Source organism: Novosphingobium pokkalii (genome assembly GCF_014652855.1).
Taxonomy (GTDB): domain Bacteria; phylum Pseudomonadota; class Alphaproteobacteria; order Sphingomonadales; family Sphingomonadaceae; genus Novosphingobium; species Novosphingobium pokkalii.
The window spans coordinates 1-26,155 of sequence record NZ_BMZP01000013.1 but is presented as its reverse complement, the minus strand read 5'-3'; the positions used below and the strand labels follow the sequence as shown (position 1 = coordinate 26,155).

24 protein-coding genes and 1 pseudogene are annotated in these 26,155 nt (G+C 64.6%); 17 read left to right on the top strand and 8 right to left on the bottom strand.

Features of this window, described 5'->3' with window-relative positions; genetic code table 11:
* Positions 1–25 precede the first annotated feature (25 nt).
* Both IE191_RS13765 and IE191_RS13760 read right to left on the bottom strand, forming a co-directional pair.
* Entirely contained in the window at positions 26–526 is a 501-nt protein-coding gene (locus IE191_RS13765) for a type II toxin-antitoxin system YhaV family toxin (protein WP_191324957.1), read from the bottom strand.
* A 2-nt stretch (positions 527–528) separates the two neighbouring features.
* Positions 529–861 carry a type II toxin-antitoxin system PrlF family antitoxin gene (locus IE191_RS13760; protein WP_191324955.1) on the bottom strand — a complete coding sequence of 111 codons (333 nt, stop codon included), beginning with the start codon at positions 859–861 and terminating at the stop codon, positions 529–531.
* Positions 862–1,114: 253 nt separating this feature from the next.
* Here IE191_RS13760 and trbB point away from each other — a divergent pair, with 253 nt between their 5' ends.
* The 11 genes from trbB to IE191_RS13705 all read left to right on the top strand — a co-directional run bounded on the left by trbB (position 1,115) and on the right by IE191_RS13705 (position 11,021).
* Positions 1,115–2,089: a P-type conjugative transfer ATPase TrbB gene (gene trbB / locus IE191_RS13755; protein WP_191324954.1), complete on the top strand. Its 975-nt coding sequence runs from the start codon at positions 1,115–1,117 to the stop codon at positions 2,087–2,089.
* Positions 2,086–2,424 carry a TrbC/VirB2 family type IV secretion system protein gene (locus IE191_RS13750; protein ID WP_191324953.1) on the top strand — a complete coding sequence of 113 codons (339 nt, stop codon included), beginning with the start codon at positions 2,086–2,088 and terminating at the stop codon, positions 2,422–2,424. The genes trbB and IE191_RS13750 overlap by 4 nt, the downstream gene beginning before the upstream one ends.
* Positions 2,424–2,690: a VirB3 family type IV secretion system protein gene (locus IE191_RS13745; RefSeq protein WP_191324952.1), complete on the top strand. Its 267-nt coding sequence runs from the start codon at positions 2,424–2,426 to the stop codon at positions 2,688–2,690. Before IE191_RS13750 ends, IE191_RS13745 begins: the two co-directional genes overlap by 1 nt.
* Complete coding sequence (gene trbE, locus IE191_RS13740) at positions 2,687–5,113, top strand: conjugal transfer protein TrbE (protein ID WP_191324951.1); 2,427 nt, start codon at positions 2,687–2,689, stop codon at positions 5,111–5,113. The genes IE191_RS13745 and trbE overlap by 4 nt, the downstream gene beginning before the upstream one ends.
* A 59-nt stretch (positions 5,114–5,172) precedes the next feature.
* Positions 5,173–5,838 (top strand): P-type conjugative transfer protein TrbJ, encoded by a 666-nt coding sequence (gene trbJ / locus IE191_RS13735; RefSeq protein WP_229815374.1) that lies wholly within the window; start codon positions 5,173–5,175, stop codon positions 5,836–5,838.
* A gap of 246 nt (positions 5,839–6,084) precedes the next feature.
* Complete coding sequence (trbL, locus tag IE191_RS13730; protein WP_191324949.1) at positions 6,085–7,365, top strand: P-type conjugative transfer protein TrbL; 1,281 nt, start codon at positions 6,085–6,087, stop codon at positions 7,363–7,365.
* Positions 7,366–7,372: 7 nt separating this feature from the next.
* The gene (trbF, locus tag IE191_RS13725; protein ID WP_191324948.1) at positions 7,373–8,056 is read left to right on the top strand and encodes a conjugal transfer protein TrbF; all 684 of its coding nucleotides are present in this window, start codon (positions 7,373–7,375) and stop codon (positions 8,054–8,056) included.
* Complete coding sequence (gene trbG / locus IE191_RS13720) at positions 8,053–9,045, top strand: P-type conjugative transfer protein TrbG (protein ID WP_191324947.1); 993 nt, start codon at positions 8,053–8,055, stop codon at positions 9,043–9,045. Before trbF ends, trbG begins: the two co-directional genes overlap by 4 nt.
* On the top strand, positions 9,042–10,289 hold the full coding sequence (locus IE191_RS13715; RefSeq protein ID WP_191324946.1) for a TraB/TrbI/VirB10 family type IV secretion system protein: 1,248 nt from the start codon (positions 9,042–9,044) through the stop codon (positions 10,287–10,289). Before trbG ends, IE191_RS13715 begins: the two co-directional genes overlap by 4 nt.
* The gene (locus IE191_RS13710; protein WP_191324945.1) at positions 10,286–10,504 is read left to right on the top strand and encodes a DUF2274 domain-containing protein; all 219 of its coding nucleotides are present in this window, start codon (positions 10,286–10,288) and stop codon (positions 10,502–10,504) included. Before IE191_RS13715 ends, IE191_RS13710 begins: the two co-directional genes overlap by 4 nt.
* A 151-nt stretch (positions 10,505–10,655) precedes the next feature.
* A complete protein-coding gene (locus tag IE191_RS13705) occupies positions 10,656–11,021 on the top strand; it encodes a hypothetical protein (protein ID WP_191324944.1) in 366 nt (121 codons plus the stop codon).
* A 373-nt stretch (positions 11,022–11,394) separates the two neighbouring features.
* Here the strand turns inward: IE191_RS13705 and IE191_RS13700 are convergent, their stop codons facing one another.
* The gene (locus IE191_RS13700) at positions 11,395–12,369 is read right to left on the bottom strand and encodes a DUF6607 family protein (protein WP_191324943.1); all 975 of its coding nucleotides are present in this window, start codon (positions 12,367–12,369) and stop codon (positions 11,395–11,397) included.
* A gap of 20 nt (positions 12,370–12,389) precedes the next feature.
* Positions 12,390–14,489 (bottom strand): TonB-dependent hemoglobin/transferrin/lactoferrin family receptor, encoded by a 2,100-nt coding sequence (locus IE191_RS13695; RefSeq protein ID WP_229815372.1) that lies wholly within the window; start codon positions 14,487–14,489, stop codon positions 12,390–12,392.
* 593 nt (positions 14,490–15,082) lie between these two features.
* Between IE191_RS13695 and IE191_RS13690 the strand changes: the two genes are divergently transcribed.
* The 3 genes from IE191_RS13690 to IE191_RS13680 all read left to right on the top strand — a co-directional run bounded on the left by IE191_RS13690 (position 15,083) and on the right by IE191_RS13680 (position 20,066).
* Positions 15,083–15,604 (top strand): hypothetical protein, encoded by a 522-nt coding sequence (locus IE191_RS13690; protein ID WP_191324941.1) that lies wholly within the window; start codon positions 15,083–15,085, stop codon positions 15,602–15,604.
* Positions 15,604–16,914, top strand: a complete 1,311-nt coding sequence (locus IE191_RS13685; RefSeq protein ID WP_191324939.1) for a CsgG/HfaB family protein — start codon at positions 15,604–15,606, stop codon at positions 16,912–16,914. The genes IE191_RS13690 and IE191_RS13685 overlap by 1 nt, the downstream gene beginning before the upstream one ends.
* Before the next feature lie 62 nt (positions 16,915–16,976).
* Positions 16,977–20,066 (top strand): beta strand repeat-containing protein, encoded by a 3,090-nt coding sequence (locus tag IE191_RS13680; RefSeq protein ID WP_191324938.1) that lies wholly within the window; start codon positions 16,977–16,979, stop codon positions 20,064–20,066.
* A 92-nt stretch (positions 20,067–20,158) separates the two neighbouring features.
* Here the strand turns inward: IE191_RS13680 and IE191_RS13675 are convergent, their stop codons facing one another.
* Complete coding sequence (locus IE191_RS13675) at positions 20,159–20,803, bottom strand: SOS response-associated peptidase family protein (protein WP_191324936.1); 645 nt, start codon at positions 20,801–20,803, stop codon at positions 20,159–20,161.
* 545 nt (positions 20,804–21,348) lie between these two features.
* Here IE191_RS13675 and IE191_RS13670 point away from each other — a divergent pair.
* Both IE191_RS13670 and IE191_RS13665 read left to right on the top strand, forming a co-directional pair.
* A complete protein-coding gene (locus IE191_RS13670) occupies positions 21,349–21,555 on the top strand; it encodes a helix-turn-helix transcriptional regulator (RefSeq protein ID WP_191324935.1) in 207 nt (68 codons plus the stop codon).
* The gene (locus IE191_RS13665) at positions 21,552–21,746 is read left to right on the top strand and encodes a helix-turn-helix domain-containing protein (protein WP_191324934.1); all 195 of its coding nucleotides are present in this window, start codon (positions 21,552–21,554) and stop codon (positions 21,744–21,746) included. Before IE191_RS13670 ends, IE191_RS13665 begins: the two co-directional genes overlap by 4 nt.
* Here IE191_RS13665 and IE191_RS13660 read toward each other — a convergent pair.
* The 3 genes from IE191_RS13660 to IE191_RS13650 all read right to left on the bottom strand — a co-directional run bounded on the left by IE191_RS13660 (position 21,721) and on the right by IE191_RS13650 (position 25,875).
* Positions 21,721–22,917 carry a tyrosine-type recombinase/integrase gene (locus IE191_RS13660; RefSeq protein ID WP_191324933.1) on the bottom strand — a complete coding sequence of 399 codons (1,197 nt, stop codon included), beginning with the start codon at positions 22,915–22,917 and terminating at the stop codon, positions 21,721–21,723. The genes IE191_RS13665 and IE191_RS13660 overlap by 26 nt on opposite strands.
* Before the next feature lie 305 nt (positions 22,918–23,222).
* On the bottom strand, positions 23,223–23,984 hold the full coding sequence (locus IE191_RS13655) for a site-specific integrase (protein WP_191324932.1): 762 nt from the start codon (positions 23,982–23,984) through the stop codon (positions 23,223–23,225).
* A 208-nt stretch (positions 23,985–24,192) separates the two neighbouring features.
* Positions 24,193–25,875, bottom strand: a complete 1,683-nt coding sequence (locus IE191_RS13650) for a TonB-dependent receptor domain-containing protein (RefSeq protein WP_191325044.1) — start codon at positions 25,873–25,875, stop codon at positions 24,193–24,195.
* A 23-nt stretch (positions 25,876–25,898) separates the two neighbouring features.
* Between IE191_RS13650 and IE191_RS13645 the strand changes: the two are divergent.
* Positions 25,899–26,155 (top strand): annotated as a pseudogene (locus IE191_RS13645) (transposase); the annotation flags it as partial.

The following is a 26,155-nucleotide window of genomic DNA, read 5'->3' as shown; positions in this document are numbered from 1 at the left end:
TTGACACCGGTGATGGGTTGCGAGCTCAGGATACTTCGGGTGCAGGCGGGCTGGCCCGCTCCAGACGCTCGGTAACCTCTGCGTCGCTAGCTGCCTTGTGCAGCGCCGCCCAGTCATCCGGAGGATTTCCGTCGTCGAGCATTCCCTTGAAAACCCGATAAGCGTCGGTCTTCGAACCATACGTGCGCAGACTGGTGTCGTCGTTGACCCAGGCATAAATGATCACTCGGGCGGTCTTGTCATAGCGGAAGAACAAGCGGAACCGGCCGTTGCCGAACTTCGCACGGAACCAATGGCGGTAACTGTCGCCAAGGGTCGAACCCTGCCGGTAGGCGGTCGCCGTGGGGTCGGACGGTATCACGTCAAAGACCAGCCTGTTCAGCATCGCCAACAGCTTGGTATTGGCATGCCCGGCGTAATCGTCAGGCCTTTTTGCCCTGAGCGCCTCGACCGCAGCGGTCAATTTTTCCAACTGATCCAGAAACAAGGGGTGCGCAAGAACCGTCCAGCCATTGATCGTCAGCATGGCTAGAGGGCAACGTCGCCATCAATCTCGGCATCGAGCGAGACATCCACTCCCTCGACGAGCGCAGCCATCCGATCGCGCAGCGACACGGGTAGCGGCACGATGGATGTCCCAGGGTTGCTTGCCATATCGCGGGCGAGAAACTGCAGAAACCCGTAGATGACCGGGTCGCTGGCCTCCTCTGCCGCCTTCTCGACATAGACCCGCCGCGCATCATCAACATAGAAGGTGATACGTCCGCCGTAGTCGACGCCCAAGGCCTGGCGCACGGCCTTAGGAACCGTCGTCTGGCCTTTCGAAGTGATCCTGCAATCTTCCTTGAGAAGCGTGCCCATCGTCGGCTCCCGTGCGGGTACAATGCGAGGTATGTAAGGAAATTTCATTACTTTGTCAATCGCGGGCCGATGCAGCGCTGGGCGCGAGGAGCCGTCTTCGTGCTGGTGGCACAGCGTGCGCCTACGCTACTGCCTGTCGTTCTGCGCCTGCCTACGATGCTCGTACACGCCTGTTGAAGCGTAGCGATTTCTGCGTCTCTTAATCGTCCCCAGCGTGCCGCGAGCTTTTCTTGCGGTGCCTCGGGAAGGGCGAATGAACCCGCAGTCTGCACAATCCGAAGCCAGCGCCCGCGGCGCGCGCATGCTGCGCACCGCGCTGGGCGGCGCCATCGCCGATTGGCTTGCGGACCCGGCGGTCATCGAGATCATGCTCAATCCCGATGGCCGGCTCTGGGTCGACCGCCTGGGGGAGGGCATCACGGAGTCCGGCGTCCGCCTGGCCCCGGCCGACGGCGAGCGCATTATCCGTCTCGTCGCGCATCATGTCGGTGCCGAGGCCCATTCCCGGGCACCGCGGATTTCCGCGGAACTGCCGGAAGGCGGTGAGCGGTTCGAGGGCCTGCTGCCGCCGGTCGTGGCGGCACCGACCTTTGCCATCCGCAAGCCCGCGATCGCTGTCTTCAGCCTCGCCGACTATGTCGATGCCGCGATCATGAGCCGGGAGCAGGCGGCATTCCTCGAGCGCGCGGTTGCCGAACGGCGCAATATCCTCGTCGCCGGCGGCACCGGGACCGGCAAGACGACGCTCGTCAATGCCCTCCTTGCGCAAGTTGCCGGGACCGACGACCGTATCGTGCTCATCGAAGACACGCGCGAACTGCAGTGCGCCGCGCCCAACCTCGTATCCCTGCGCACGAAAGACGGGGTGGCCTCCCTGACCGACCTGGTGCGCTCTTCCCTGCGCCTGCGGCCCGATCGCATTCCCATCGGCGAAGTCCGTGGACCCGAAGCGCTCGACCTCCTGAAAGCCTGGGGAACCGGCCATCCCGGAGGCATCGGCACGATCCATGCCGGCACGGCGCTGGGTGCGCTGCGCCGCCTCGAGCAACTCATCCAGGAAGCGGTGGTCACCGTGCCGCGCACCGCCATCGCCGAAACCATCGACGTGATCGCGGTCTTGGTCCGCGATGCCGGCACGCGCCGGCTCGTCGAACTCGCGCGCGTGGACGGCCTCGATCCCCGCACCGCCGACTACCGCCTGCTTCCCGCCTGTGGAGTTCTGCCATGATTGTACCATCCCGGCGCGCCCGGCGCGCGCGTCCCGTGTTTCTCTCGCCCCTCGTTCTCGCTGTTGCATTCGCAGCGAATGCGCCCGCCTATGCCTCGGGCTCATCCATGCCATGGGAAGCGCCGCTCCAGTCGATCCTCCAGTCGATCGAAGGGCCGGTCGCCAAGATCGTCGCGGTAATCATCATCATCGCCACAGGCCTGGGTCTGGCTTTCGGTGACACCTCGGGCGGCTTCCGGCGCCTGATCCAGATCGTCTTCGGACTGTCGATCGCCTTTGCCGCATCGAGCTTCTTCCTCTCCTTCTTCTCCTTCGGCGGCGGGGCGCTGATCTGATGTCCGGCAGCGATGTTTCAGGCTTCCATGCGCCGGTGCACCGCTCGCTGAGCGAGCCCATCCTGCTCGGCGGGGCGCCCCGCGCGATGGCCATCGTCAATGGCACGCTGGCCGGCGCGATCGGGCTTGGCCTGCGCCTCTGGCTCGCAGGTCTCGCGCTCTGGGCGATCGGCCACGGCCTCTCGGTCTGGGCGGCGCGCCGCGATCCCCAGTTCCTCGAAGTCGCCCGCCGTCACCTGCGCTACCCGGTCTGGATGCGGCCATGATGTCGCTTCGCGAATACCGCTCGCGCGCCGTCGCCTTGCCGGACTTCCTGCCGTGGGCCGCCCTCGTTGCACCCGGCGTGGTCCTGAACAAGGACGGCGCATTCCAGCGAACCCTGCGTTTCCGTGGGCCCGATCTCGACAGCGCCACCCCCGCCGAACTTGTCGCGGTGACTGCACGGCTGAACAATGTCCTGCGCCGCCTGGGCTCGGGCTGGGCAATCTTCGTCGAAGCGCAACGTGTTCCCGCGCTCGCCTATCCCGGCTCCAGCTTCCCCGACCCGGTCTCAGCCCTCGTCGACCGTGAGCGCGCCGAACAGTTTCGCGAAGCGGGCGCCCATTTCGAGAGCGGCTATTTCCTGACCCTGGTGTGGCTGCCGCCCGCGCAATCCGCCACGCGCGCCGAGAGCTGGCTATTCGAAGGCAAGGCCGAGCAACAGACCGGGGCGGTTGAGCTGCTGCGCAGCTTCATCGACCGCACCAATCGCCTGCTGGCCCTGATCGAGGGGTTGATGCCCGAGGCAGCCTGGCTCGATGACAGCGAGACGCTGACCTATCTCCATGCCTGCATCTCGACCCGGCGGCATCGTGTCCGCGTCCCAGAAACTCCGGCCTATCTGGATGCGATCCTGCCCGACGAAAGCCTGACCGGTGGCCTCGAGCCGCGTCTTGGCGAACACCATCTGCGCACCCTCACGATCAACGGCTTTCCAACCGCCACCTTTCCGGGATTGCTGGACGAGCTCAACCGTCAGGCTTTCGCCTATCGCTGGTGTTGCCGGGCCATCATGCTCGACAAGACCGACGCCACGCGGGTCCTCTCCCGCATCCGCCGCCAATGGTTCGCCAAGCGCAAATCGGTCGCCGCCATCGTCAAGGAGGTCATGACCAACGAGGCCTCTGTCCTCCTGGACAGCGACGCGGCCAACAAGGCCGCCGATGCCGACCTCGCGCTCCAGGAACTCGGCGCCGACCATGCCGGGCTTTGCTACGTCACCACGACCGTCACTGTCTGGGACCGCGATCCCGGCCTTGCCGCAGACCGGCTGCGCCAGGTCGAGAAGATCATTCAGGGCCGCGATTTCACGTGCACGAGCGAGCGCATGAACGCGCTTGAGGCATGGTTCGGCAGTCTGCCGGGGCACGTCTATGCCAATGTCCGCCAGCCCCCGGTCTCGACCCTCAACCTGGCCCACATGCTGCCACTGTCTGCGGTCTGGGCGGGACCGCCCGACGATGCCCATTTCCGGGACGCGCCGCTCTTCCTCGCCAAGACCGAGGGCTCGACGCCCTTTCGCTTCGCACTCCACGTCGGCGATGTCGGCCACAGCCTCGTGGTCGGGCCAACCGGCGCGGGAAAGTCCGTCCTGCTCGCGCTGATGGCGCTGCAGTTCCGGCGCTATCGCGGCAACCAGATCTTCGCGTTCGACTTTGGCGGATCGATCCGCGCGGCCACGCTGGCGATGGGCGGGGACTGGCAGGACCTCGGCGGCGCGCTTCATGCCGATCAAGCCGGGGTCGCCCTGCAGCCGCTGCGCAAAATCGACGACCCGGCCGAGCGCGCCTGGGCCGCCGAGTGGCTGGCTGCAATCCTCGCCGGCGAAGTGGTCGCCCTTGATCCCGCCGCGAAGGACCATCTCTGGTCTGCGCTGTCTTCGCTCGCATCCGCGCCGCCCGCGGAGCGAACCCTCACCGGGCTTGCCGTCCTGCTCCAGTCGCAGACCCTCAAGCAAGCGCTCGCCCCGTATTGCGTGGGTGGCGCCTGGGGGCGGTTGCTCGATGCGGAAGACGAACACCTGGGTAGCGCAAGCATCCAGGCTTTCGAAATCGAGGGCCTGATCGGCGCCGGCGCAGCAGCGGCGGTGCTTTCCTATCTCTTTCACCGGATCGAGGGACGTCTCGACGGTCGTCCGACGCTGATCATCATCGACGAGGGATGGCTGGTACTCGACCATCCCGCGTTCGCCGGGCAGCTCAGGGAATGGCTGAAGACGTTGCGCAAGAAGAACGCGAGTGTCGTCTTCGCAACCCAGAGCCTCGCCGACATCGAGCGATCCTCGATCGCCCCGGCGATCATCGAAAGTTGCCCGACCCGCATTTTCCTGCCGAACGAGCGTGCGGCCGAGCCGCAGATCCAGGCCGTCTACGAGCGGTTCGGTCTCAACGCACGGCAGATCGAAATCCTCAGCCGGGCTGTCCCCAAGCGTGACTATTACTGCCAGTCTCGTCGAGGCAACCGGCTGTTCGAACTGGGTCTGGGCGAGGTCGCCCTGGCGTTCACCGCCGCCTCTTCCAAAGCCGACCAGGCCAGGATCACGCAGATCGTCGCCGAGCATGGACGCGCGCATTTCGCCGCTGCCTGGCTCGCGCAGCGCAGCCTTGGCTGGGCTGCCGAGCTCCTTCCCACCATCCCCACGGAGGTCTGATCATGCCCATGCCCTGTCCGCGTTTCGCCCGCTGGTCCCTGGCCGCCGCCAGCCTGGCGATGGCGCTGGTGACGACAAGTCCGGCCCATGCCCAGTTCGGCTTTGGCGGCATTGTCTATGACCCCACGAACTACGCGCAGAATGTCCTGACGGCTGCCCGGTCGCTCCAGCAGATCAACAACCAGATCCAGCAAATCCAGAACCAGGCGCAGAGCCTGATCAACGAGGCCAAAAACCTCGCGAGCCTGCCGGTCTCGACGCTCTCGACACTGGAAGCGCAAGTCCAGCAGACCCGTCAGCTCATCGGCCAGGCGCAGCGGATCGCTTACAGCGTCAAGGATATCGAAAGCGCCTTCGGCTCCCGCTATTCCGGAACAGCGCTCACCGGTCCGGCGCGCGACATGGTGGCCAACGCCAATGCCCGCTGGCAGGACAGCGTCGCCGCCTTCGAGGATGCCCTGAAAGTGCAGGCGGGTGTCGTCGGCAACATCGACGGTGCCAGGTCCTCGCTTTCGGCCCTGGTCACCGCCAGCCAGAGCGCGAGCGGCGCGCTCCAGGCAGCCCAGGCCGGAAACCAGCTTCTCGCTCTCCAGAGCCAGCAACTGGCCGACCTCACCGCCACCCTTGCAGCGCAGGGCCGGGCTCAAACCCTGGAAGCGGCGCGCAACGCCGCGGCGGAGGCGGAAGGGCGCGCACGCTTCGCCCGGTTCCGGGGGCATAACTGAGATGCGGCCGGGAAGAAAAGGATTGCGCCTGTTGGGCGTGGCGGCCTGTCTGGCGCTTGTCCTGGGTCTGGGCCTTGCTGCGCTGCGCGCGCCCGCTGGGCCTTTGGCGCACGCACCAGCGCGTCCCGATCCCTCCCGGCCAGACCTTGCACCCTCGTCGTGCCGCACCGCGACGGCCGCGGATCCCGTCTGCGATGCCTATTGGGCGGACCGCCGCCGCCACTTCTTCACGCGGCCATCCAAGCCATGAACGACACCAGCGTCATCGACACCTTCCTGGGCGTCTTCACCCGCTACATCGAATCCGGCTTCGGCCTGCTTGGGGGCGAGGTCGGCTTTCTCTCCTCGACCCTCATTGGCATCGATGTGACGCTCGCCGCCCTGTTCTGGGCCTGGGGCGCCGACGAGGACGTGATCCAGCGCCTCGTGCGCAAGACACTCTACATCGGCACGTTCGCCTTCATCATCGGCAACTTCAGCCATCTCGCGTCCGTGCTGTTCGAGAGCTTCGCGGGCCTTGGCCTCAAGGCCTCGGGCAGCGGAATGGCGATCGGCGACTTCATGCGTCCAGGCGCGGTTGCGGGAACCGGGCTCGATGCCGGCGCACCGTTGCTCGATGCCACCGCCGATCTCCTGGGGCCGGTCGGCCTGTTTACGAACTTCGTCCAGATCGCGATCCTCCTCATTGCCTGGCTGATCGTCGTGCTCGCCTTCTTCGTGCTCGCGATCCAGGTCTTCGTCACGATCATCGAGTTCAAGCTCGTGACGCTCGCAGGCTTTGTCCTTCTCCCCTTCGCCTTCTTCGGGCGCACTGCCTTCATGGCCGAGCGCGTGCTCGGGCACATCATTTCCTCTGGCATCAAGGTGCTGGTGCTCGCCGTCATTACCGGCATCGGGACGACGCTGTTCAGTCAGTTCACCGCTTCAGGCCTCGGGCAGGATCCGACGGTCGAACAGGTCATGGCGATCGCGCTTGCCGCATTGACGATGCTCGGGCTCGGCATATTCGGTCCCGGCATCGCCAATGGCATCGTCTCGGGGGGACCCCAGCTTGGTGCTGGTGCCGCAGCCGGCGCGGCAGTGGCGGCCGGCGCCACGCTCGCAGGCGGCGCTGCCGCCGCTCGCATGGCGGGCGGCGCGGCAATCGGTGCGGCGAGCTCCGCCGCGTCCGGCATGGCACGGGGACTGGGCAGCGCCAGCGAGGCCTATTCGGCAGGAGCTGCCGGCAAGACCGGCGCCGGTGCCGTGGCCGCTGGGCTCGCCAATGTCGCCCAGGCCGCCGCTTCTCCGGCGACCTCACCGCTTCGCCGCGCGGCCGACGCCCTCAAGAGCGAGTTCGCCAAAGGCAAGGAAGCCGATCCGGCGGAGGCTTCTCCCGGGGGAGGCGCCGAGCAGCCGCCCGCATGGGTTGGCGCGATGAAGCGGCGCCAGGCGCTGGGGCAGGGGGCAACCCTGACCAGTCACACGCTCAAGGGCGGCGACAGCCATGGCGGCGGTGCCGGCCCCGATCTCAGCGAAAAGGAGTAACCGCGCGATGTTTCGACGCCCATCGGTCCGCTATGGCGACACCCCGCGCCCGGAAACCCCCTATCAGCGTGCCGCGCAGGTCTGGGATGACCGCATCGGTTCGGCACGCGTCCAGGCCAGAAACTGGAGGCTCGCCTTCTTCGGGAGCCTCTCGCTGTCGACGCTGCTTTGCGCCGGCCTCGTCTGGCAATCGGCACGCGGAACGGTCGTTCCCTGGGTGGTCCAGGTCGACAAGTTCGGCGCCGCCGAAGCGGTGGCGCCCGCCGACGCGAACTATCGGCCGACCGACCCGCAGGTCGCCTTCCATCTCGCGCGCTTCATCGAGGAGGTGCGCAGCATCCCGGCCGACCCGGTGATCCTGCGCCAGAACTGGCTGCGCGCCTATGATTTCGCGAGCGAGCGCGGTGCCGTCGCGCTCAGCGACTATGCCCGCGCCAATGACCCTTTCGCGCAAGTGGGCAAAGCACAGGTCGCGGTCGATGTCTCGAGCGTCATCCGCGCTTCGCCCGACAGCTTCCGGATCGCATGGACCGAGCGGCGCTACGTGGATGGCGCACTGGCTGAAACATCGCGCTGGTCGGCAATCGCCACCATCCTGACCCAGACCCCCAGAACGCCCGATGCCCTGCGGAAGAATCCGCTCGGGATCTACGTCAACGCGCTCAACTGGTCGAAGGAGCTTAGCCAATGACCAAGTTACCCTTTGGCCTCTGGCCGCTCACCGCCGCAGCCTTACTGGGCTCGTCCATCTTGACCACTGGAGGACTGGCGCAGGCGGTTCCTTCCCCCGCAGCCGGCAAAGTCCCGCAAGCCCAAGCCAGGCCTGGCATTCGCACGGCAAAGCCCGCACCAACGTCCCGCGAGCGGTCGAGCCTGCGCGCCAGGGGCGCACGGAAAACCGATCTTTCCGACCCGCAGCGCCAGGTCGGCGCGGCCAACGCCGCCGCTCGCATTCAGCCGAGCAAGGGCGGCTACTTCAACGCGATCCAGCAATATGCCTATGCTGACGGCGCGCTCTACCAGGTCTATTCCGCCCCCGGCCAGATCACCGACATTGCGCTCCAGGAGGGCGAGGAACTGGTGGGCTTGGGGCCGGTAGCGGCCGGGGATACCGCGCGCTGGATCATCGGCGACACGGTGAGCGGCGCAGGTGCCGCCAAACGGGTCCATATTCTGGTGAAGCCGACCCGCGGCGATATCGCGACCAACCTCATCATCAACACCGACCGGCGAACCTACCATCTCGAGCTCAAGGCGACGCCATCGACCTACATGGCGTCGGTCTCCTGGACCTATCCGCAGGATGCGCTCATCGCGCTGCGTCGGGCCGATGCGGAACGCGCGCGCACGGCGCCGGCTGCCACGGGACTTCAACTCGATGGCCTGAATTTCCGCTATCGCATCACCGGCGACCGTCCGGACTGGCGCCCCCTTCGCGTCTTCGACGATGGCCGTCAGGTCATGATCGAGTTTCCCGAAGCCGTGAGTACGACGGCCATGCCACCCCTGTTCGTGATCGGCGATGACGGCGCTGCCGAGCTCGTGAACTACCGCGTGTCCGGCCGCTACATGGTCGTCGATCGCCTCTTTGGTGCAGCAGAGCTGCGCATCGCCTCGCGTAGGGCCGAGCAGCGGGTGCGGATCGAGCGCGACAAGGCCAAGCCGCGGAGGGCATCATGAGCGAGCAGGATCTCTCGCGTGACGATGGCATCCTTGCGACGCCGACGGCGGAGGGGGCGCATTCCGGGCAACTGGCGGATCCGGCGCCATTCCGCCTTGGCGGCGAGCCGCCGCGGGTCATGCGTCTTTCGCGCAAGGTGCTCGCACTTGGCGGCGGGGTGGTCGCCTGCGCGATAGCCGGCGCCCTGTTCTATGCACTGCAGCCACGCGGCGCCTTGCCCCCTGCCAACCTTTACGAGCCGCAGGCGAGCGCAAAACCGGATGTCCTTGCCGGAGCACCCGCGAGCTACGACAAAGTCCCCCGGCTCGGACCGCCCCTGCCAGGCGATCTCGGCCGGCCGATCCTTGCCGCACAGCAGGAAGGGACACCCGTTCCGGTGCCCCCGATGGGCGCTCCGCCTGCGCCACCGCAGACCGCTGCGGCTGAAGCCGCCCGGCGACAGGCCGAAGCGCGCCAGGCTGCGATCGCGAGCAAGCTCTTCCTCACATCGGGAAGCACCGCTGCTTCGGAGCAGCGATTGGCTGCGCCCGCAGATACCGCACAAGCGCCCGCGCAGCCCGGTGCCTCAACCGCGCGCGAAGCCGATGAGCAGCAAGCGGCACGCCGTGCCTTTCTCTCGCCGGACACCCGCCGGGTGACGGCAAGCGTGCAGCGCATCGTCGCCGCGTCGTCGTCGCACACGCTGCTGGCGGGCAGCGTCATTCCCGCTGCACTTATCACCGGGATACGCTCCGATCTTCCGGGTCAGATCACCGCGCAGGTCACCGAGAATGTCTACGACAGCGCAACCGGCAGGCTCCTGCTTATCCCGCAGGGGAGCCGACTCATCGGTGAGTATGACAGTGCTATCGCCGCCGGCCAGACCCGCGTCCTCTTTGCGTGGGACCGCCTTATCCTGCCAGGTGGACGCTCGATCCTGCTCGACCGGCAGCCCGGCGCGGATGCGGCCGGCAATGCCGGGCTTCAGGACCGTACCAACTATCATTGGGGGAACATGCTCAAGGCGGCATTCGTCTCGACCATGCTTGGGGCAGGCACGCAGCTGGTTGCGCAAGGCGACGATGAACTGACCCGCGCGCTGCGCTACGGTCTTCAGGACACGATCAACCAGACCGGCCGCCAACTCGTACAGCGCGAGATCGCCGTGCCGCCAACGCTGACGATCCGACCCGGCTTTGCCCTGCGGGTCCTTGTCACCCGCGACATCGTTCTCGAGCCACTGGATGGGGAGGACGGCCAATGAGAAAGCTGCGCCTGGGGCCGGTCCTGGAAGACAAGCCGGTAAAGGTATCGGTCGAATTGTCGGCCGAGCTTGCCCGAACCCTCGCCGCTTATGCCGAAGCGCATGCCCGGGAAACGGGGCTGTCCGGGCCATTGCCCCCTGAACGGCTGATCCCGCCCATGCTCGAGCGCTTCATGGCGACCGATCGAGGCTTCAGGCGCGCCGGGGGAAGCTGAACCTGCATCTGCCTCGCGGGTGTCGTCTGTCAGCTCGTCAAGGTGCCTCTGACGAGCCATTCGCACGCCACGGGTGGCTGGACCGGCTCCGCAACGTCTGAGCACCAGGCCAGGACATGCATTGCGATCGATGCCAGCGAGAGGGGTATTCATGCCTGAACACGCAGCGCCCATGTGGGAGCAGCACCACCGGTTTGCCGCATTCTTTCAGGGGCAGTTGAATACGATCCAGCAAGGCGCCATCGCGGCGCAAGCGGGTATCCCGATCATCTTCCTCGTCCTCGACCGCGCTTGCGTCGCAGCAGCGCAGCCACAGACATGGGCGATAGTGTGGATCGGCGTGCTGGCCTGGCTGCTTCTCGGACTGCAACTGTTCCGCACATTCCAAACGGATGCCCACCGCGTGCTGGCGACCTATGAGGCGGAGTGGGACCTCGCGTTTCCGGGCATTCCAGCGCAACGGCTCGCGAGCTTCCTTCTCAACACGACATACCGCCAACGGGCGCGCAAGCGCTGACCGATCGGCATACGACTGCCCGGTTGTAGGACGCCCATGCGCTTTTGGTGCGTGATCGCGCCCATCGGGACGGGAGCCCGCTACGCGCCGCGGTTCCGCTCGGAGCGCGGATATCGATATCGGCAGTCGCGACCGCTCCGCGCAAAGTCCCGTCCGCAGGCGCTCGATCAACGTTGCGTCACTCTGCCGGCGTTGCCCGCATCAGCAGCCCTCATCCGGCTTGGGGTGCGGCTCGGTTTCCTGGAGCGTTGCGGCGCCCCCGATCTGGACCTCAGCGCCGCTGACCTGGCCGGGGGAAATGCCCGACCAGGTCAGCGGCGCTCGCGCAGCGCAAGGACATGGATAAGGCGCCGACCGGGATGATGAAGCCCCGTCAAAGCGTGCGGGTATTGTCGGCAATCAACTTTAGCGCGGCCGTGGTGGCCTTCGCCGTGCTCGTCTTGCCCGTCCGGATATTGTCAGCAAGCTCCATGAGCCGAGCGCTGATCACGGTACCGGTCTCCGCCTCCTCCTGCAGGCCGATCCCCCCTTTCTCCTTTGCCACTCGGTCCCATTCGGCGCGCACGGCGGCCCAATAGTCCCTTGTTGCGGCCCAGTAGTCGTCGGCGGCCTTCACGTTATAGCCATCGAACTTCGTATAGGTGTTGAGGACATATTCCTGGACGATTGGTACAAGCTTGCCATCTTTCCGTCCGAGCTTGGTATTGTCCTGCCAGTGGATCCAGCCATCGGGTGTGATCTGGTGTCGGTTGATCGCGTAGTAGCGGTCATAGACCGGGTGGCGCACGGCATCACGGCGGGCGAGCGGACGCCAGGTCCAGTTCGACCGCCAGCGGCGGACACCACCCTGTGTCTCGAACTGACCCCATCCGCCATAGCGCGGGCTGTCATCGACCTGATAGACGGTCTGCGACCAGCGGCCGGTACGCATCTTCTCCGGCACGTCTTCCCATTTCCAGGTGTTGGTGTCGGCATAGACCAGCACGCGCGTCGGCTCATATTCCCAGTCCTGGCGCCAGTGCTTGATGACCATGTCCTTGCCCTCGGCATTGACGACAAGGAGGTGCTGGAGGACTATTCTGCGCCCCGTATCCTCGATAACCCGGACGGATTCGAAACCGCCGGAGGTCTTCTTGTCGATGGGGGTGTAGCCAGCATCCCAACGGGTGGATTCCTGCATGTCGAAGCGCACCTTGTAATTGCCCGCCATGGCGAGAATGTCGGCGCGGTCCTGTTCGAATGTCGCGTCAGCCTGTGCGGCGGCGATCGGAGGATGGGCAAGCGCGGGGGCAGCGGTGCAGGCAAGGGCAAGCAGGCTGGCGCCCAGGAACGTCTTCAAGCGGTTCATTGGGGGGTCCTCCCTTTTGATCAGAAACGGTAGCTGAGCGAGACGCTCGCGTTGCGGCCGGGCTGGGTATAGGCGTCGGTCACGGTCGAGCTGGCGGCGAGCCCGCGCACGTCGCTCCACCAGGCGTATTTCTTGTCGAGGATGTTGAAGATGCCGGCGCGCAGCGTCAGGTTTCGAGCCGGCTTCACGAAGGCCGTGGCATCGAGGATAGTGAAGCCATCGGGCCGGTAGGCGCCCGCAGGAGCGCGGTCATTTTCCTTTTGCGCCGCGTGGGTCAGCATCAGTTGACCGCCAAAGCGCTCGGCACGGTCACGCCACCCGACTCCCATGACCAGTTTCAGCGGATCGATCGACACCAGCGGACTGGAGATGCCGCTACGAATGCTGTCGCCCTTCGCCCAGGACAGGGCAAGCTGGCCGGTCAGGCCATTGCCCGCAGAGAGGTCGAGTTTGCCTTCCAGGCCCTTGATCTTCACCTGCGCGAGATTGATGTACTGATAGATGATCGGATCAGCGACCGTGCCGGTGCCGCTGACGATTTCCTGGCTGATGAAGTTGTCGTAGTGGCCACTGAACCCGGTGACGCTTGCTACCACATGCGTGCTCGACAAGCGCAGGCCACCCTCGATCGTCTTGCTGGTTTCGGGCTTGAGACCGGGGTTGGGGATCGTACGATAGGCGCCAAAGGGCGAGGTCGGGTTCTCGAAGAACTGGTTCACTTGGGAAGGCGCGGGCGCCTTGAAGCCATGGGCGTAGTTGGCAAAGAGACTCACAGTCTCCGCCAGTTTCACCACGGCGCCGATCTTGGGCGACACGCGCGAGCCACTTTGCCTGACGGCGGCAAAGCGGGGCAGCAGCGGGTCGGCCTGCGGGCGCAGCGCATAATGATCGAAGCGCAGCGCAGGGTAGAGCTGTACGCGGCCGCCCGCGATCTGGATGCGGTCGGATAGATAGCCGCCCGCCAGTGTGAAGTCGGTGACGGGGAAAGCGCGCGTCGGGAAGACGTCGGGGGCGGTCGGCACGGTGCCGTCGCGCAAGCCCGTCTGCCGGGTGATCGAACCATCCGCGCCCCAGGCCAACTGGTGCAGAAGTGGCCCGGTCGCAAAGTCGCTGCGGAACTCGGCCGAACCGCCAAACACCCGGTTGCGGAACACATTGAGCCGGGTGCGGTCGGCAGCGGTATTGCGATCCTCGGCAGTGAACTGGCGGTTCTCGCCGTCCTGCCAGTACGCAGTCAGCTGTATGAAGTCGATCGCGCCTTCGGCCTCCCGCCGCCAGTCGAGGGCCACGCGCTTGCGTTCGGTTGTGTCATGGGCCTTGAGAGCGAGGACGCTGGTCGCGGCCGAAACGACTGGCGCCACGCCGCTCAGCACATTGGTGTTGACGATACCCTTCTCATACTCGCCCGTCAGGCGCAGGCGGCTTGAGGGGCCAGTTTCAAGCGCGAGTTTGCCGAGGATGGCGTTCGATCGTGTATCTTGCGGGTTTGGCGTAGTCCGGGTTGCATTGGGAGCATCATTCGTGCCCTGGTTATCGAGTTCGTGGCCATCCCGGCGGGTGTAGGCGATCATGCCCGACAGCTCGCCACTGCGTGCCGCGAATATCGCGGTCTCGCTGAATTCCCGGTCCGCCGAATCGTAGCTGGTGCGCAGCCGGCCACCGACCTTGGCATCGCCGCGCAGCAGGTCGGCGGGATCGGTCGTGGTGAAGCTGACCGCACCGGCCAGGCCGTCGCTGCCATACAGCGCCGACGCCGGGCCGCGCAGGATCTCGACCGACTTGATCAGGCCGAGATCGACATAGTTTCCTCGGCCCGCCGATTGTGCCCCGAACTCGAAGCCATCTGGAACCCGAACGCCGTCGACCTGGATCAGCACGCGGTTGCCTTCAAGCCCGCGGATGTTGAAGCTGGAGGCGCCGTCGCGCCCGGTTGCGCCAAGCGCCGCGCCAAAGCGGGCAGGGGATCGGCGGACGCTCACCCCGGGTTCGAACCGCACCAGGTCCTTGATGTCCGAGACCATTTCGTCAGCCATCTGCTCGTCGGTCTTGACGGTCACAAGGCCTGGCAGATCCTGCAGTCTGACCGGTGCCCGCGTGGCGGTGACGACAATCTGGTTCATGCGCTCAAGCCAGTAGTACCCATCATTGTCCTGCGCGCGGGCGGGGCCGGCTAGCAGCGCGAATGCAAGCGCCAGCGACGCACAGGCCGGGCGAGCCTGCAAACCGGCGAAGACTGCGGGCCTTGACCGACGTGCGTTACGACTTGTGTTCGAACAGATGTATCCCGAGGCTGCCCCCATCACTTCAATACCCCCTTTAGCTAATGCAAGTGATTCGCATTAGCTAAACTAGCGACGGTCGATTGTCGCGGTCAAGCGCGATCTTTCCAGCGCCTGGCCTTGGAGCAACCGTTCGAGCTCAGCTGACCTGAGCGTGGCAGGGAGCAATTGGCCAAAGCGGTAATTGCTGGATTACGAAGCGTTGCGGAGCTGACAGGCGCCTGTTTGACTGATGCTCGCGCCGCCGATTCGGCACGGCAATCAGAGCCAGCCGCGTTTCCACCGCGCTGGGCGAACTCACTGCCTACGCTGCAACCTGTCTTTGCACGCCAGTCTGCGACAGCCGCGAACGGCTGTTGCTCACGCCGGGAATATGCGTCTCTTGCTCGTCCTCGACAGCCGGGCGCCTCTCGTCCCGGCGAGGGGACGAACTTATGCCCAAGCCATTCTTCCAAGCAGGCATCGCGGCCATCCTGATCGCGCAGCCACTTCCCGCAGCAGCCAACAATCTTGGTGAGAACGGCGCATGGCAGTTCCGTTCGCCGACCGACCTTGCCAATCTGACTCTTGTCCTCGACGCGATCGAACGCAAACGGGCTGGTGGCTACGCCGCTCCGGCCTACACGACCACGATTGAGCGCCAGTTCAACTGCGGCATAACCGTGACCGCGCTCGGCAATTCATCGGCACAGACCGCGCTCGCCAACTCGCCGACCCTCGGCGGCCCGACCTCATCTTCCCAAGGCAACGCCAACGACGCCCAAAACGGCCGCGGCGGAACCACATCGAACGGCCAGACAAACAGCGGAACAGTCAACGCCTCGGCGAGCGGCGATGTCGGAGCCGTGATCCAGGGCAGCCCCTATCAGGCCATCAATGCGACCCAGACCAATACCGGTGTGCAGACGGCCACCGTCACCGGTTCAACCGGGTGCGCCTTTGGGGCGCTCAACTGATGCGCCGCGACGCCGCGCGCAATTCAACGCGCAAGAGCCCTGCGGTTCTGACGGTGCTGGCAAGTGCTGCTCTCGGGGGTTGCGCCAGCATGCATGGACTCTCCCTCGCGCCGGGCGAGGCAAAGGTCCTTGTCGGCCCCGCGGTTCGAGAGAACCGGACACCGATGGACCCCGTGCTGTCTTGCGTAGCTGGACAGCTTCCAGGCTTACCCACCAAGCCCTTGGTGATCGCGGTGGGTGACGTCCGCGATTACACCGGCAAATACTCCGTCAGCGAGGGCAACGCCGTCACCCAGGGCGGTGCGCTCATGGTCGCCTCAGCGCTCGGCAAGCTCGAAGGCCGCGTCCGCATTGCCGAGCGGTTCGATCCCACGATTGCCGAGCGGGAGCTTGGCTACACGGATCGGCGTCAGCTCGGTGACGGTACGGTGCATGATCTCCCTGGTCCATCGGGGAAACAGACGGTGCCCTGGCTGCCTTACTATGGCGGCAGCATCGCCGCCTCCGACTACTACATCGTCGGCGGCATCACCGAACTGAACTACGACATCCGATCGGGCGGCCTGCAGACCGGCGTGGGATCGATCGGCCCCAAGCACCGGACCTATACACAGTCGGTCGCCGTGGACCTCCGGATCGTCGACACACGATCCTTGCTGGTGGTCCGCACCGTCAGCCTCACCAAGCAGTTTACCGGCTACGAGACGGGCTTTGGCATCTTCCGCTTCTTCGGCTCCGATCTCTTCGACATCAACATCGGCGCCAAAGGCCAGGAGCCGCTGCAGCTTGGCATTCGCGCCGCTCTGGAAGAGGCGACTGTCCGGCTCCTCGGTGCGGTTGCCCGGATCGACGTGGGACCGTGCCTCGCCAACGCGGGCTGGGGTGAGACCGGAGCGGCAGCGCTTTCGGACCTTGGGCCGCTGGTGGCTTTGAGATCGCCCGCGATCGGCGATCCATTCAACGGATTGCCATCCGCAGCCGCGCCACTCGGGGCCGACGTCCAGATCGTCTTCGAGGTCGGGTCCGACACGCTGAGCGGCGCAGCTTCGGCACTTGTCGAGCGCATCGCGGCTGACGCAGCGCGTGGACCGGTTTCCGTGACGCTGTTGGCGCGTGACACGGAAACGATCGAGCCGGCGAAGCGGACCGCTCTGACCGACCGACGGCTCGCCGCGCTGTCTGCCGCGCTCGCGCGTCGGGGCATCGATCCCGCCTCGATCTCGATCATCTGGCGTCCCGCTCCGGCCGACACATCGCTTCCGTCCGCTGGCGCGGGGCTGCTGCGCCTGGCCCAGTTGCGGATCAGCTGAAGCTTCGCCCGTCACCTGCAACTTCACCCGACCAAGTTCCCCCACCTGAAAGGACCACTGCCATGACACCTCGAAACCACGCCCGGATTTTCCGCCGCCGTCAGCTTCTGCTCGGTGCCGCAGCGGCGGCTCTGAATATCTGCGCCGCCGCGACCGTCGCCGCGCAGCCCACCCCGCCTGTGGTCCAGGCTGGCGGGAACACGATCCTCGCGAGCGACCAGCATCAGTCCTATGCCTTGGTAACATCGACCGTTGCCGATTCCACGGCCGAGCTTCGGGGTGCAGCAGACGGCAGCGCGCTGCAGGTTACCGATAATGTGCTGAGCGCAAATGCGCGTGCCAATGTCGCGGCTGCGACCTGGGAGCCCGACGCCACGGGTTCGCTCCGGTCGGAGGCAGCCACACTCTCGACCGGATGGTCGGGCACCAGTGCCAGTAGCGGGATCGTCATCGCGTCCCGCCAGCAGGCGCAAGGCACTGCCGTCGCCGGCAAGATTGGCGGTGCCGGTTCGCCGTCCCGCCTTGGCGCGGCCTTGACCAATGTCTCGGACAGTTCGGTCCATATGGATGCCAACACCCTGGAGGCTGGCGGCACCGGCAACGAAGCGTCGTCCGCGCTCTCGCTCACCAATCTGTCCTCCGGCCTCAGCGCCGGGATCGTCAACGACCAGTCGATCACCGATGCATCGACGGTGAAAGCCGCGCAGTTTGGTGACCTTCGCATCTCGGCGAATGCTCTCTCGGGTTCGAGCGTCGAGCTTTCCGGCAACAGCACGCGAGCGCTCGCTCATGGCAGCAACGCCGCGAACGCCCTGACGGTGGATGCGGTCGCTGTGGAGGGTGTCGGCGCAGGCGGTGCGCCTTCGACGGTCGATACTGGTTCGAATGAAGGGGAAGTGCACGCGCAGTTCGGCGTCCTCTCGAACCAGCGGCTGGACGGAACAGTTGCGGCGAAGAATGCCGGAATCGCCTTGGTGCAGATCGGCGGCGCTGCGAGTGGTTCGTCGATCGTGAATGACGCGAACCAGATGGCTGCCGGCAGCTACGGAAACCGTGTCGATAACAGCCTCTCCCTCAATGCCCCGACGATCGCGACGGACAACATCGGGGCAGGGACCGCCAATGTCACCAACATGCAATTGGTGAATGCCGTTGCGGTGAGCGCGCGGGCCGGACAGGGGCCGCGTTCGGTGGTCCAATCCGATCTCACCGGATCGACGGCCTCGCTCTCCGAAAACTTGGTCACCGCTGCAGCCACGGGCAATCAGGCAGATGCCAACCGGCTGACCGTGACCGCCGCATCCCTGATGTCCGGCCAGAGCAGCGGCGGGGAAGGGGGCGGCCCCGGAATTCCGCCGGTGATCGGCACAGCGGCAGTTACTGAGGACGGTAACATGACCGTCACGGCGCCCCTCAGCGTTCAGAACGTGCAGATCAATCAGGGCCTGATTGCCGCGTCGCAGGAACAGTCGCTGAACAGCCTTTCCATTGGCAGTGCGCTTTCAGGATCGGCGCTCGATCTCTCGCGCAATGCGGTCGCCGTCAGTGCGAGCGGAAGTCGCGCAACGAATGAACTCGGTATCTCGGGTTCGAACGTTGGCTCGGCGGCGGACCTCAACAATCTGCAGATCGGGCGTGGATCCATCTCGGCCACGATCGGATCGATGACAAACCGCAGCGGCTTTACCGCTTGGACGAGAGGGGCGATCGACGACAGCACGGTCGCCGTTCTGGGCAATCAGCTCACGGCAAGCGCGAACCAGAACAGTGCGACGAACGCGCTCAGCGTCGAGGGCGCGCGCCTGGTCAGCACCAGTGGCCATTCGAACGCACAGGCCGGCAGCCTTGTCGAGGGGATCGGCGCCGCCGGCGACTTCGCGCTCGCCAGCACGCAGGAAATCCTGGGAGGCTATCAGTTGCCGGTTGCCAACGGCGCTGAGGTCCATGGCGCATTCGGGGCAACGTCTGGTGGGTCGATTACGGGCTCGTCGTTCGCGGTAAGTGATAACGGCCAGACTGCATCGGCGACCGGCAACACCGTGTCGAACGCGCTTGCGCTCAAGTCGGCATGGCTTGGCGCTCCGGGCGAGCGGGCGACGGGTTCGGCTCTCGCTTCCACGCAGAGCGCGCAGGCTCAAATCACCGCCGTCTCGGATATGATCCTTTCAGTGCCGGCGGGACTGACCAGCTCCTCGGCGGAAATCGCTGGCAACAGCAGCATCGCCTTCGCGCGCATGAACAGCGCATCGAACGCGCTTTCCATCGATGCGGCGCTCATCGGACCGCTCAGCAATCAGCCGGCGTTCGTCGAGCACAGCGTCGGGGCGCCGCCCCAGGCCATGGGTGACCATGTCCTCGCCAACACCCAATCGGCTACCGGCAGCGTATCGGGTGCGTCGTCCATTGGCGCCCTTGGCACCAACGGACCGCTCGACGGCGCATCTCTGGCGCTGAACGGAAACACCGCACAGGCCTCGGCCGCCGCCAACTCGGCCTCGAGCTCGCTGGCCATGGTCAGTGCAGTCGCGCCTGCTGCCTCCGTGGCTCTGGCGAATTCCCAGTCGAGCTTCGCCGCCGTTGGGGCCGCTGCTGGTCTCGATGCCGGAAGCACTGGCCGGCTTTCGGGCTCGCAGAGCGGCATATCGGCCAACTCGGCGATCGCACAGGCGACCGGCAATGGCTCGTCCAATGCCATGACGCTGTCCGGTGCCACTGGCTACGATTGCGTGCCTGACCTTGCATCCGTCACCACCGGGCCACTGAACAGCGGGGTGGGGCCAGCGATCCTCTCGAATGCGCAACTGAACGCTGGCGCCGTGTCCGCATCCGCCCTGGTTCGCAATGCCTCGCTCACCATGCCGACCGGCAATCTCACGGGGAGCGCTGCGGACGTGACCGGCAACGTCGCCACGGCGACTGCTTATGGCAACTCGGCCGCCAACAGCATCATGCTGGCTTCGGCAAACGCGTTCCCAGCGGTCGGGATCGTCAACAGTCAGCTCAATACCGCAGCGGTGACCGCCGTTTCCGGTGCAGTTCTGACGCTCACGCCCGCCGCTATGACCGGTTCGCGCGCCTCATATGCGGGCAATGTCGTGACCGCGCAGGCGGTGGGCAACTATGCCAGCAGCACGATCAGCTTTGGGCGTTGAATAGCGGGGGTCTGCCCTGGCCCCCGGTCAGGCCCCTGCGGGCCGCCGCGTGTCCCCTGGCGCGGCGGCCCACTCCCTTTCAGATCAGGGGGCTAAACCCGGGCTCGCCCATTCTCGCCGAGGTCATCAGGTGTCCGGCCTGAGGACCAGTCCTCGTCTGACGGTTCGAGATAATAGGCCTGTTCCTCGAAGCGCGCGGGCATCGCGTGCCCGGGTTCACCCGCCAGCCAGCTGGCCCAGCTCGCCCGGGGCAGGAAATACGGCATGTTCCCGGCGGCTTGCGTGACCAGCCCGGTGGCAGGAACGAGAAGGCTCGCGCAGTGGAGTTGACCTGCGGACCCCGTGCAGACCCCGGCCCAGGCGAGATAGGGTTCGTCCCATGCGCCAACCCAGGTTCGCGTAACTCCGCCCCGGTCCCGCGATGGATAGGCGACGTCTTCCACGATGAGGAGGCAGCGGGCGAGGCCGTCGGCGTCGAGCAGGCGACCGGCCCCTGGCACGAGATCGCGCGCGAACAGATTGCTTCGTCGATCAGCGGGTTCAGCGCTGTTGAAACAAGACGCCGGAAGCGACCATTGAGCCAGTTCGATCTGTGGTCCGCTCGCAGCGTTGATCGCAACGAGGACATTTTCGCCCGGCCAGATGGTCGGCGTCCACTTGAGCGCACCAGACGGGCGCGCGGAGAAGTGTTTGGCGATCTCTGACAGTGCGCCACGGCACCGAATCAGTTTGGTCATGTACCTTGCCTAGCAGCGCTGCGGATCGGGTGCCGATAGCCAAAGTGCGAAGCAGTGAGGCCGCCGAAAGGACCCCAGTGATTACGTGGCGAATTACGCCGGGAAACTCAAACCCCGGGTGATCCAGAGAATGGTGTCGGATCATCAAACCGGTGGATTCTCGCTATGACCGCGGGACTAGCGGGGGCACTTGCTGAAAAGCCAGAACTGGATTGTGCACCAGCGCGAACCGTAAGGCGAAGGTCGATTCGCGGGCAAGCATCGCTGGGTGTGGTGCAAATACCCGGATCTTGTGTGCAGATTTTCAGCCTTAAATACGCGTATGATCAAATAAATATATGGAAAAACCGTCTCAACGTACCCGAGGGATTGCGTCCGTCGTCTTCTCTACTCTTCTGTATCCGTTTTTATCCCTTCGCAAGTTATTCTATCCTATCTTGCGACGTATATGCCAGAGGCAGATAATTCTGTTGCGCTTGACGCCTCATGGCGAAATTATTGGGTCAGGGGGTGCCAGTAACTGCCAACGAATGGAAGCAAGTCCCATGTCCAACACCGACAAGATCATCCGCCTGAAGACAGTTCTCGCCAGGACCGGCTTGTCCCGCTCCACCATGTACCGCAAGATCGCCGAGGGGACTTTCCCCTCGCAAATGAAGATTAGCGCTCACGGCGCGGGCTGGCGGGAATCCGCTGTTAATCGCTGGATCGAAGATCCGGTGTCATATCGTGATGAGGGGGCCGCGCAGTGAAGTCGCCGCCCCCCGTCGAGCCGCTCTGCGTGAAGGTCAATGACGCTACGCGTATGATCGGCGTCGGTCGCACCAAGCTCTACGAACTGATTGCGTCCGGCGAGATTGAGGCCATCAAGCTCGGTAAGTCGACTCGCATCATGACTGCCAGTCTGCACGAACTGGTCATGCGGCAGCGCGAGCCGGAGTAGGCTCGCCTGCCGCCCGATCTGCGGCCGGGGCGCGATTACCCAGAAAATCTGCCCATTGCTTCATCAAGCTCCGGCGCTTTTCAAAGAAGTCGGTTCGGCGGTAGGCGGCTTCGACCTTGTTGGGCAGCTTGTGGGCCAACGCCTTGTCAGCGACTTCCTTGGGAAAGTCCGTGCATTCAGCGGCCCAGTCGGTGAAGGTCGAGCGAAAGCCATGCACCGTGATGGTGGCGAAACCATCGTTGCGGAGCAGTTTGGTCATGGTCATGTCGCTGATCGGCTTCTTGCCATCCTTGGAAAAGATGAGGCCAGTATCACTGGTCCGTTCATTCCAGCGCTTGCGCAGCAGTGCGACAGCGGGCGCCGAAAGGGGCACGACATGGGTTTCGCCAGCTTTCATCCGTTCGGCGGGAATGGTCCAGACCGCATTTTCGAGGTCGAACTCGGTCCATACCGCGAGGCGCGTTTCGTTGGATCGTACGGCGTTGTAGATCGTGAAGCGCAAGGCGTCGCGCCCCGTCGTCGGGGCGGCGCTCGCAAGCTTCTTCATCAGTGCCGGAACATCGGAATAGGGCATGGCCTCCATGTGCCCGCGTTTGTCGTTCTGGCGCGGCAAGCCCTTGCGCACCGAACGCAACGACACCTCTTCCGGCACCCAGCCTTTCACATGCGCGAAATCCAGCACTACGCCGATGCGCTGGAGCAATCGCCGCGCCGTTTCCGGTATCTCCAGCCAAATCGGAGAGAGCGCCTCGACGACGCAAGCGCTGTCCACCTTATCGACCGGTTTCTTGCCGATGCGGGGAAAGAGGTGGCGCTCGAAGCCGGACAACCACCGGGTATGATGCCCGCCCTTCCAGCCGTCGCCCAGGGTTTCATGGCAGGTGCGTGTTGCGGCTTCGAAGGTCGGTATGACCTTGCGCGCCTTGCGCCGCTCGGCAACCGGATCGAAGCCGTCACGAACCCGGCGGCGCAGTTCTGCAGCGGCTGTTCTGGCATCGCCCAGCGAAACATCATGCGCCGATCCCAGACCATAGTCGCGGCGATGGCCTTTCAACTGCATCCGCAACACCCAGGTGCGCGCGCCGCTGGGCTTCACGACCAGGCACAAGCCCCTCCCATCGACGTGGCGACCAGGCTTCGCGTTCTTTACCTTCAATACCGTCAGCGCCATCAAGTTATAGTCCCTGTCAGGGATTCATACCGCCAAAAACAGGGGTATTTGGTCCCACAATCGTTCCCACATTTCAGAGGGAATTCAGGCGATTCAGGGCGACCGACCGCGAACACGTTACAAGATAAATTACTGATTTTACAGAGTAGTTGGAGACGCTCTGAAACTGCCTGAGACGAAAATTATAGCGCCTCCTCCGCTACCAATTTTTCAAGCACTTATCCCTGAAAATTCGGCGGCGCCGGCGCCTTTTTACAACGCGCTGTAAAAAATCTGGCGGGCTTCGTGGTTTGTTATGGCCGCGATCAGGCGCTTAAGCGTTCCACCAAGTTGATGATCACCCGTTCTTCGTCCACGTAGCGGGCGCGGATTTCGGCGATGCGTTGGGCGGTCCATCCGATGATGCGGGCGATTTCTTCGTCGGTCAGGCGCTGCTGCGCCAGGAAGGTGACGTAGCTGCCGCGCAGATCGTAGATGACGCGATCGAAGCCCTTGGGTTTGGCCTTTCGCCAGACGGATTCCACGCCGCTTTCAATCCAGCCCTGGCCGCGGCTGTTGCGCAGGATGGGGCCGGTCTTGTGGCGCTTGCCCTGGTCATCGGGCTTGATGTCGGCGGCGAGCTGGTCGAGCAGGTGGCTCAGATCGGGCAGGATCGGGATGATGGCGCAGCCCTGGCGCTTGCGCTCCACCACGATAGCCTTTTGCCCTACCTGTTCCCATGACAGGCGCACGAGATCGCCCAGGCGCAGGCCGGTGAGGCGCGCCAGGTGCAGCACGGCCAGGACGTGGGGCTTGATCGCCGGATTTCCGTCCTTGTCCTTGTGCGCCTCGATCGCGGCCCAGTGGCGCGCCTCCAGATCTGATCGGACTTGTTGACCTGGTGGAGTTGCGGGATCCGCGCGGCCACGTTGATGGACAGGTGCGCGCGTTCCTGGGCCCAGCCCAGCAGGGTGCCCATCATGACGCTGGCCTTGTCGGCCGTGCGCGGCTGATCGGCCCATGTGTCGCGCCATTCGATCACGTCGGCGCCCAGGCGTGCGCGCACGAGCCGTGATGCGCGATGGCACGCTGGTCCATGAGTTCCTGATCCGGGAATCGCGGCGCTGCCTGCATGTATGCAATGCCCCCCTCCCCCGCCGCGACTTCGGCCATCCCCATGGGCCAACATCTGGCTCGGGCGTTTATGGCCTTCACCGCCTAGGCTGGCAAAAAAGCCCCGCCCTGCCTGTGGGCGGGCCGGGGCATAGTCAGGCTCACGCCAAGGGCGCGATGGGTCTAGTAACTGAAGCGGACACCGCCCGTCACACGAGCGCCGACCAGATCATAGAAGCTGCCCGAGTTGGCGATGGGATTGATGCCACCCTGAACGACAATCGGGGGCGCCTTGTCCAGAATGTTGTCGCCGCGCAGGAACAGTTCCACCTTCTTGCTGCCCGTCGCGATCACCTTGTACGACACTGCCAGATCGAAATAGGACACCGAGGCGATGCGGTTGTTTTCAATGTAATTCGCCACCCCTGGCGTGGTCGATTGCGCGGTCACGTCATAAACGCCCGCCCCCACGTAACGCCATTGCCCGAATACATCCAGCGGCCCCCGCGAATAGGTGACGTTGAACGTGTGGCGCCACTTGGGACTGCCATTGGGTACGCGATTAAAGCCGTTTTGGGAAACCTCGCCCGCACGGTTCACCACCGCACTGGCCAGCCCGGTGCCCTGATCGATGATCAAGGCACCCAAGGCATTGCCCAAGAAGCGCAAACCGATCCGCCCGCTGCCCAGAGAGCGGCTATAGGCAACCTCCAGATCGAGGCCCCTTGTCTTCAGGCTTTGCAGGTTGAAATTGGTGGCGACGACATTCTTCAATGAACCATCCGCATTACGGTTCACAAAGTTGCAGTAGCTGGCATCCTTGTTGAACCCGGCCTGACCATAGCAGAAGTTCAGGATTTGCTGCGCGGTCAGCGAACCGATCACCCCCCCGACCTTGATGTTGTAATAATCAACTGCAATGCGCAGCCCCGGCACCACCGCCGGCTGAAGCGTGACGCCGGCGGTAAAAGTATCGGCCCGCTCCGGCTTCAGCGTGGGATTGCCCTGCACCAACCGCACTGCCTGCACCGAGGCGTTGCCATTGCCATAATCCGTCACGCCCTCAACAAAAGTCTGCGTCGAGAGGAACAATTCGTTGATATTGGGCGCGCGAATGTCACGCGAGCGGGTCACGCGGAGCATCACCCCGTCGATCGGCTTGACGGTGCCGCCCACCTTCCACGTGGTGACGGTGCCGCTGGTGCTGTAATCGGTCAAGCGGGCAGCGCCATTCAGGGCGATGGCATCCGTGCCATGCGATTCCAGCAAAGGCACCGCCGCTTCGATATAGCCCTCCTTCACGTTGTAATGGCCATTGATGGGCTTGGGGTTGCCATAGTTGAACCCGCCCGAAGGAAAGGCCAGGGTTGACCGGTTCGAAATCGGATCGCTGTTGCCCACCAGCGATTCACGGCGGAACTCAATGCCGCTCGACACCGCCACCGGCCCCGCCCAAGTCGAAAATGGCTCGCCGCTCAGCGAGGCGTCAGCAAATGTTTGCCCGGTATGGAAATCAAAGGTCTGCGTACCCATCACATAGGCCGCCGCCGCGCTGGAGATCGAATTTGGCCCGAACACATTGACCGGAACGCATCCGGCGCTAGCGCCAAAGCCCGCATAAGAGGGGTTCGAGGTGATGGCCACATCCGCCGGGTTGGTCGAATTGATTCGGCAAATGATAGAGTTGTTCGGCCCCACCACAGCATCCTGCGCGGCCTTCCAGTTGGCGGAGATAAGGTGATTGACGATCTGCGAATGGTTGTTGGTGCGCCCGTAACCGGCGGCCACGTTCCATTTCCAGCTATCGCCAAACTTGCCGCTAAAGCTGAGGTGGTGCCGTTTTTCTGGACAGGATGATAAGCTCAGCCTGACCTGAGGAACGGACTGGAATGAAGACGACGAGAAAGCGCTACAGCGCGGATTTCAAGGCGAAGGTCGCGATGGAGGCGATCCGGGGCGATCTGACGCTGGCGGAATTGGCACGCCAAGCATGGCGTGCACCATACGATGATTGGCGCTTGGAAGCGACAGGCTATGGACGGCATGGCCAGCCTGTTTGACGGCGGCGATCAGGCGGCCAAGGTGTCCAGCGAAGCCGAGATCGAGAAACTGCACGCCAAGATCGGCCAACTGTTGGTGGAGCGGG

What these genes read in the sequence shown, in the direction of transcription:
- IE191_RS13690 (WP_191324941.1), top strand. Translation starts at nt 15,083, where the DNA reads ATGCCCAAGCCATTCTTCCAAGCAGGCATCGCGGCCATCCTGATCGCG.
- IE191_RS13710 (WP_191324945.1), top strand. Translation starts at nt 10,286, where the DNA reads ATGAGAAAGCTGCGCCTGGGGCCGGTCCTGGAAGACAAGCCGGTAAAG.
- trbL (WP_191324949.1), top strand. Translation starts at nt 6,085, where the DNA reads ATGAACGACACCAGCGTCATCGACACCTTCCTGGGCGTCTTCACCCGC.
- IE191_RS13705 (WP_191324944.1), top strand. Translation starts at nt 10,656, where the DNA reads ATGCCTGAACACGCAGCGCCCATGTGGGAGCAGCACCACCGGTTTGCC.
- trbF (WP_191324948.1), top strand. Translation starts at nt 7,373, where the DNA reads ATGTTTCGACGCCCATCGGTCCGCTATGGCGACACCCCGCGCCCGGAA.
- trbE (WP_191324951.1), top strand. Translation starts at nt 2,687, where the DNA reads ATGATGTCGCTTCGCGAATACCGCTCGCGCGCCGTCGCCTTGCCGGAC.
- IE191_RS13695 (WP_229815372.1), bottom strand. Translation starts at nt 14,489, where the DNA reads ATGAACCAGATTGTCGTCACCGCCACGCGGGCACCGGTCAGACTGCAG.
- IE191_RS13760 (WP_191324955.1), bottom strand. Translation starts at nt 861, where the DNA reads ATGGGCACGCTTCTCAAGGAAGATTGCAGGATCACTTCGAAAGGCCAG.
- IE191_RS13675 (WP_191324936.1), bottom strand. Translation starts at nt 20,803, where the DNA reads ATGACCAAACTGATTCGGTGCCGTGGCGCACTGTCAGAGATCGCCAAA.
- IE191_RS13685 (WP_191324939.1), top strand. Translation starts at nt 15,604, where the DNA reads ATGCGCCGCGACGCCGCGCGCAATTCAACGCGCAAGAGCCCTGCGGTT.
- IE191_RS13745 (WP_191324952.1), top strand. Translation starts at nt 2,424, where the DNA reads ATGTCCGGCAGCGATGTTTCAGGCTTCCATGCGCCGGTGCACCGCTCG.
- IE191_RS13715 (WP_191324946.1), top strand. Translation starts at nt 9,042, where the DNA reads ATGAGCGAGCAGGATCTCTCGCGTGACGATGGCATCCTTGCGACGCCG.
- IE191_RS13700 (WP_191324943.1), bottom strand. Translation starts at nt 12,369, where the DNA reads ATGAACCGCTTGAAGACGTTCCTGGGCGCCAGCCTGCTTGCCCTTGCC.
- IE191_RS13660 (WP_191324933.1), bottom strand. Translation starts at nt 22,917, where the DNA reads ATGGCGCTGACGGTATTGAAGGTAAAGAACGCGAAGCCTGGTCGCCAC.
- IE191_RS13670 (WP_191324935.1), top strand. Translation starts at nt 21,349, where the DNA reads ATGTCCAACACCGACAAGATCATCCGCCTGAAGACAGTTCTCGCCAGG.
- trbJ (WP_229815374.1), top strand. Translation starts at nt 5,173, where the DNA reads ATGGCGCTGGTGACGACAAGTCCGGCCCATGCCCAGTTCGGCTTTGGC.
- IE191_RS13680 (WP_191324938.1), top strand. Translation starts at nt 16,977, where the DNA reads ATGACACCTCGAAACCACGCCCGGATTTTCCGCCGCCGTCAGCTTCTG.
- trbB (WP_191324954.1), top strand. Translation starts at nt 1,115, where the DNA reads ATGAACCCGCAGTCTGCACAATCCGAAGCCAGCGCCCGCGGCGCGCGC.
- trbG (WP_191324947.1), top strand. Translation starts at nt 8,053, where the DNA reads ATGACCAAGTTACCCTTTGGCCTCTGGCCGCTCACCGCCGCAGCCTTA.
- IE191_RS13765 (WP_191324957.1), bottom strand. Translation starts at nt 526, where the DNA reads ATGCTGACGATCAATGGCTGGACGGTTCTTGCGCACCCCTTGTTTCTG.
- IE191_RS13750 (WP_191324953.1), top strand. Translation starts at nt 2,086, where the DNA reads ATGATTGTACCATCCCGGCGCGCCCGGCGCGCGCGTCCCGTGTTTCTC.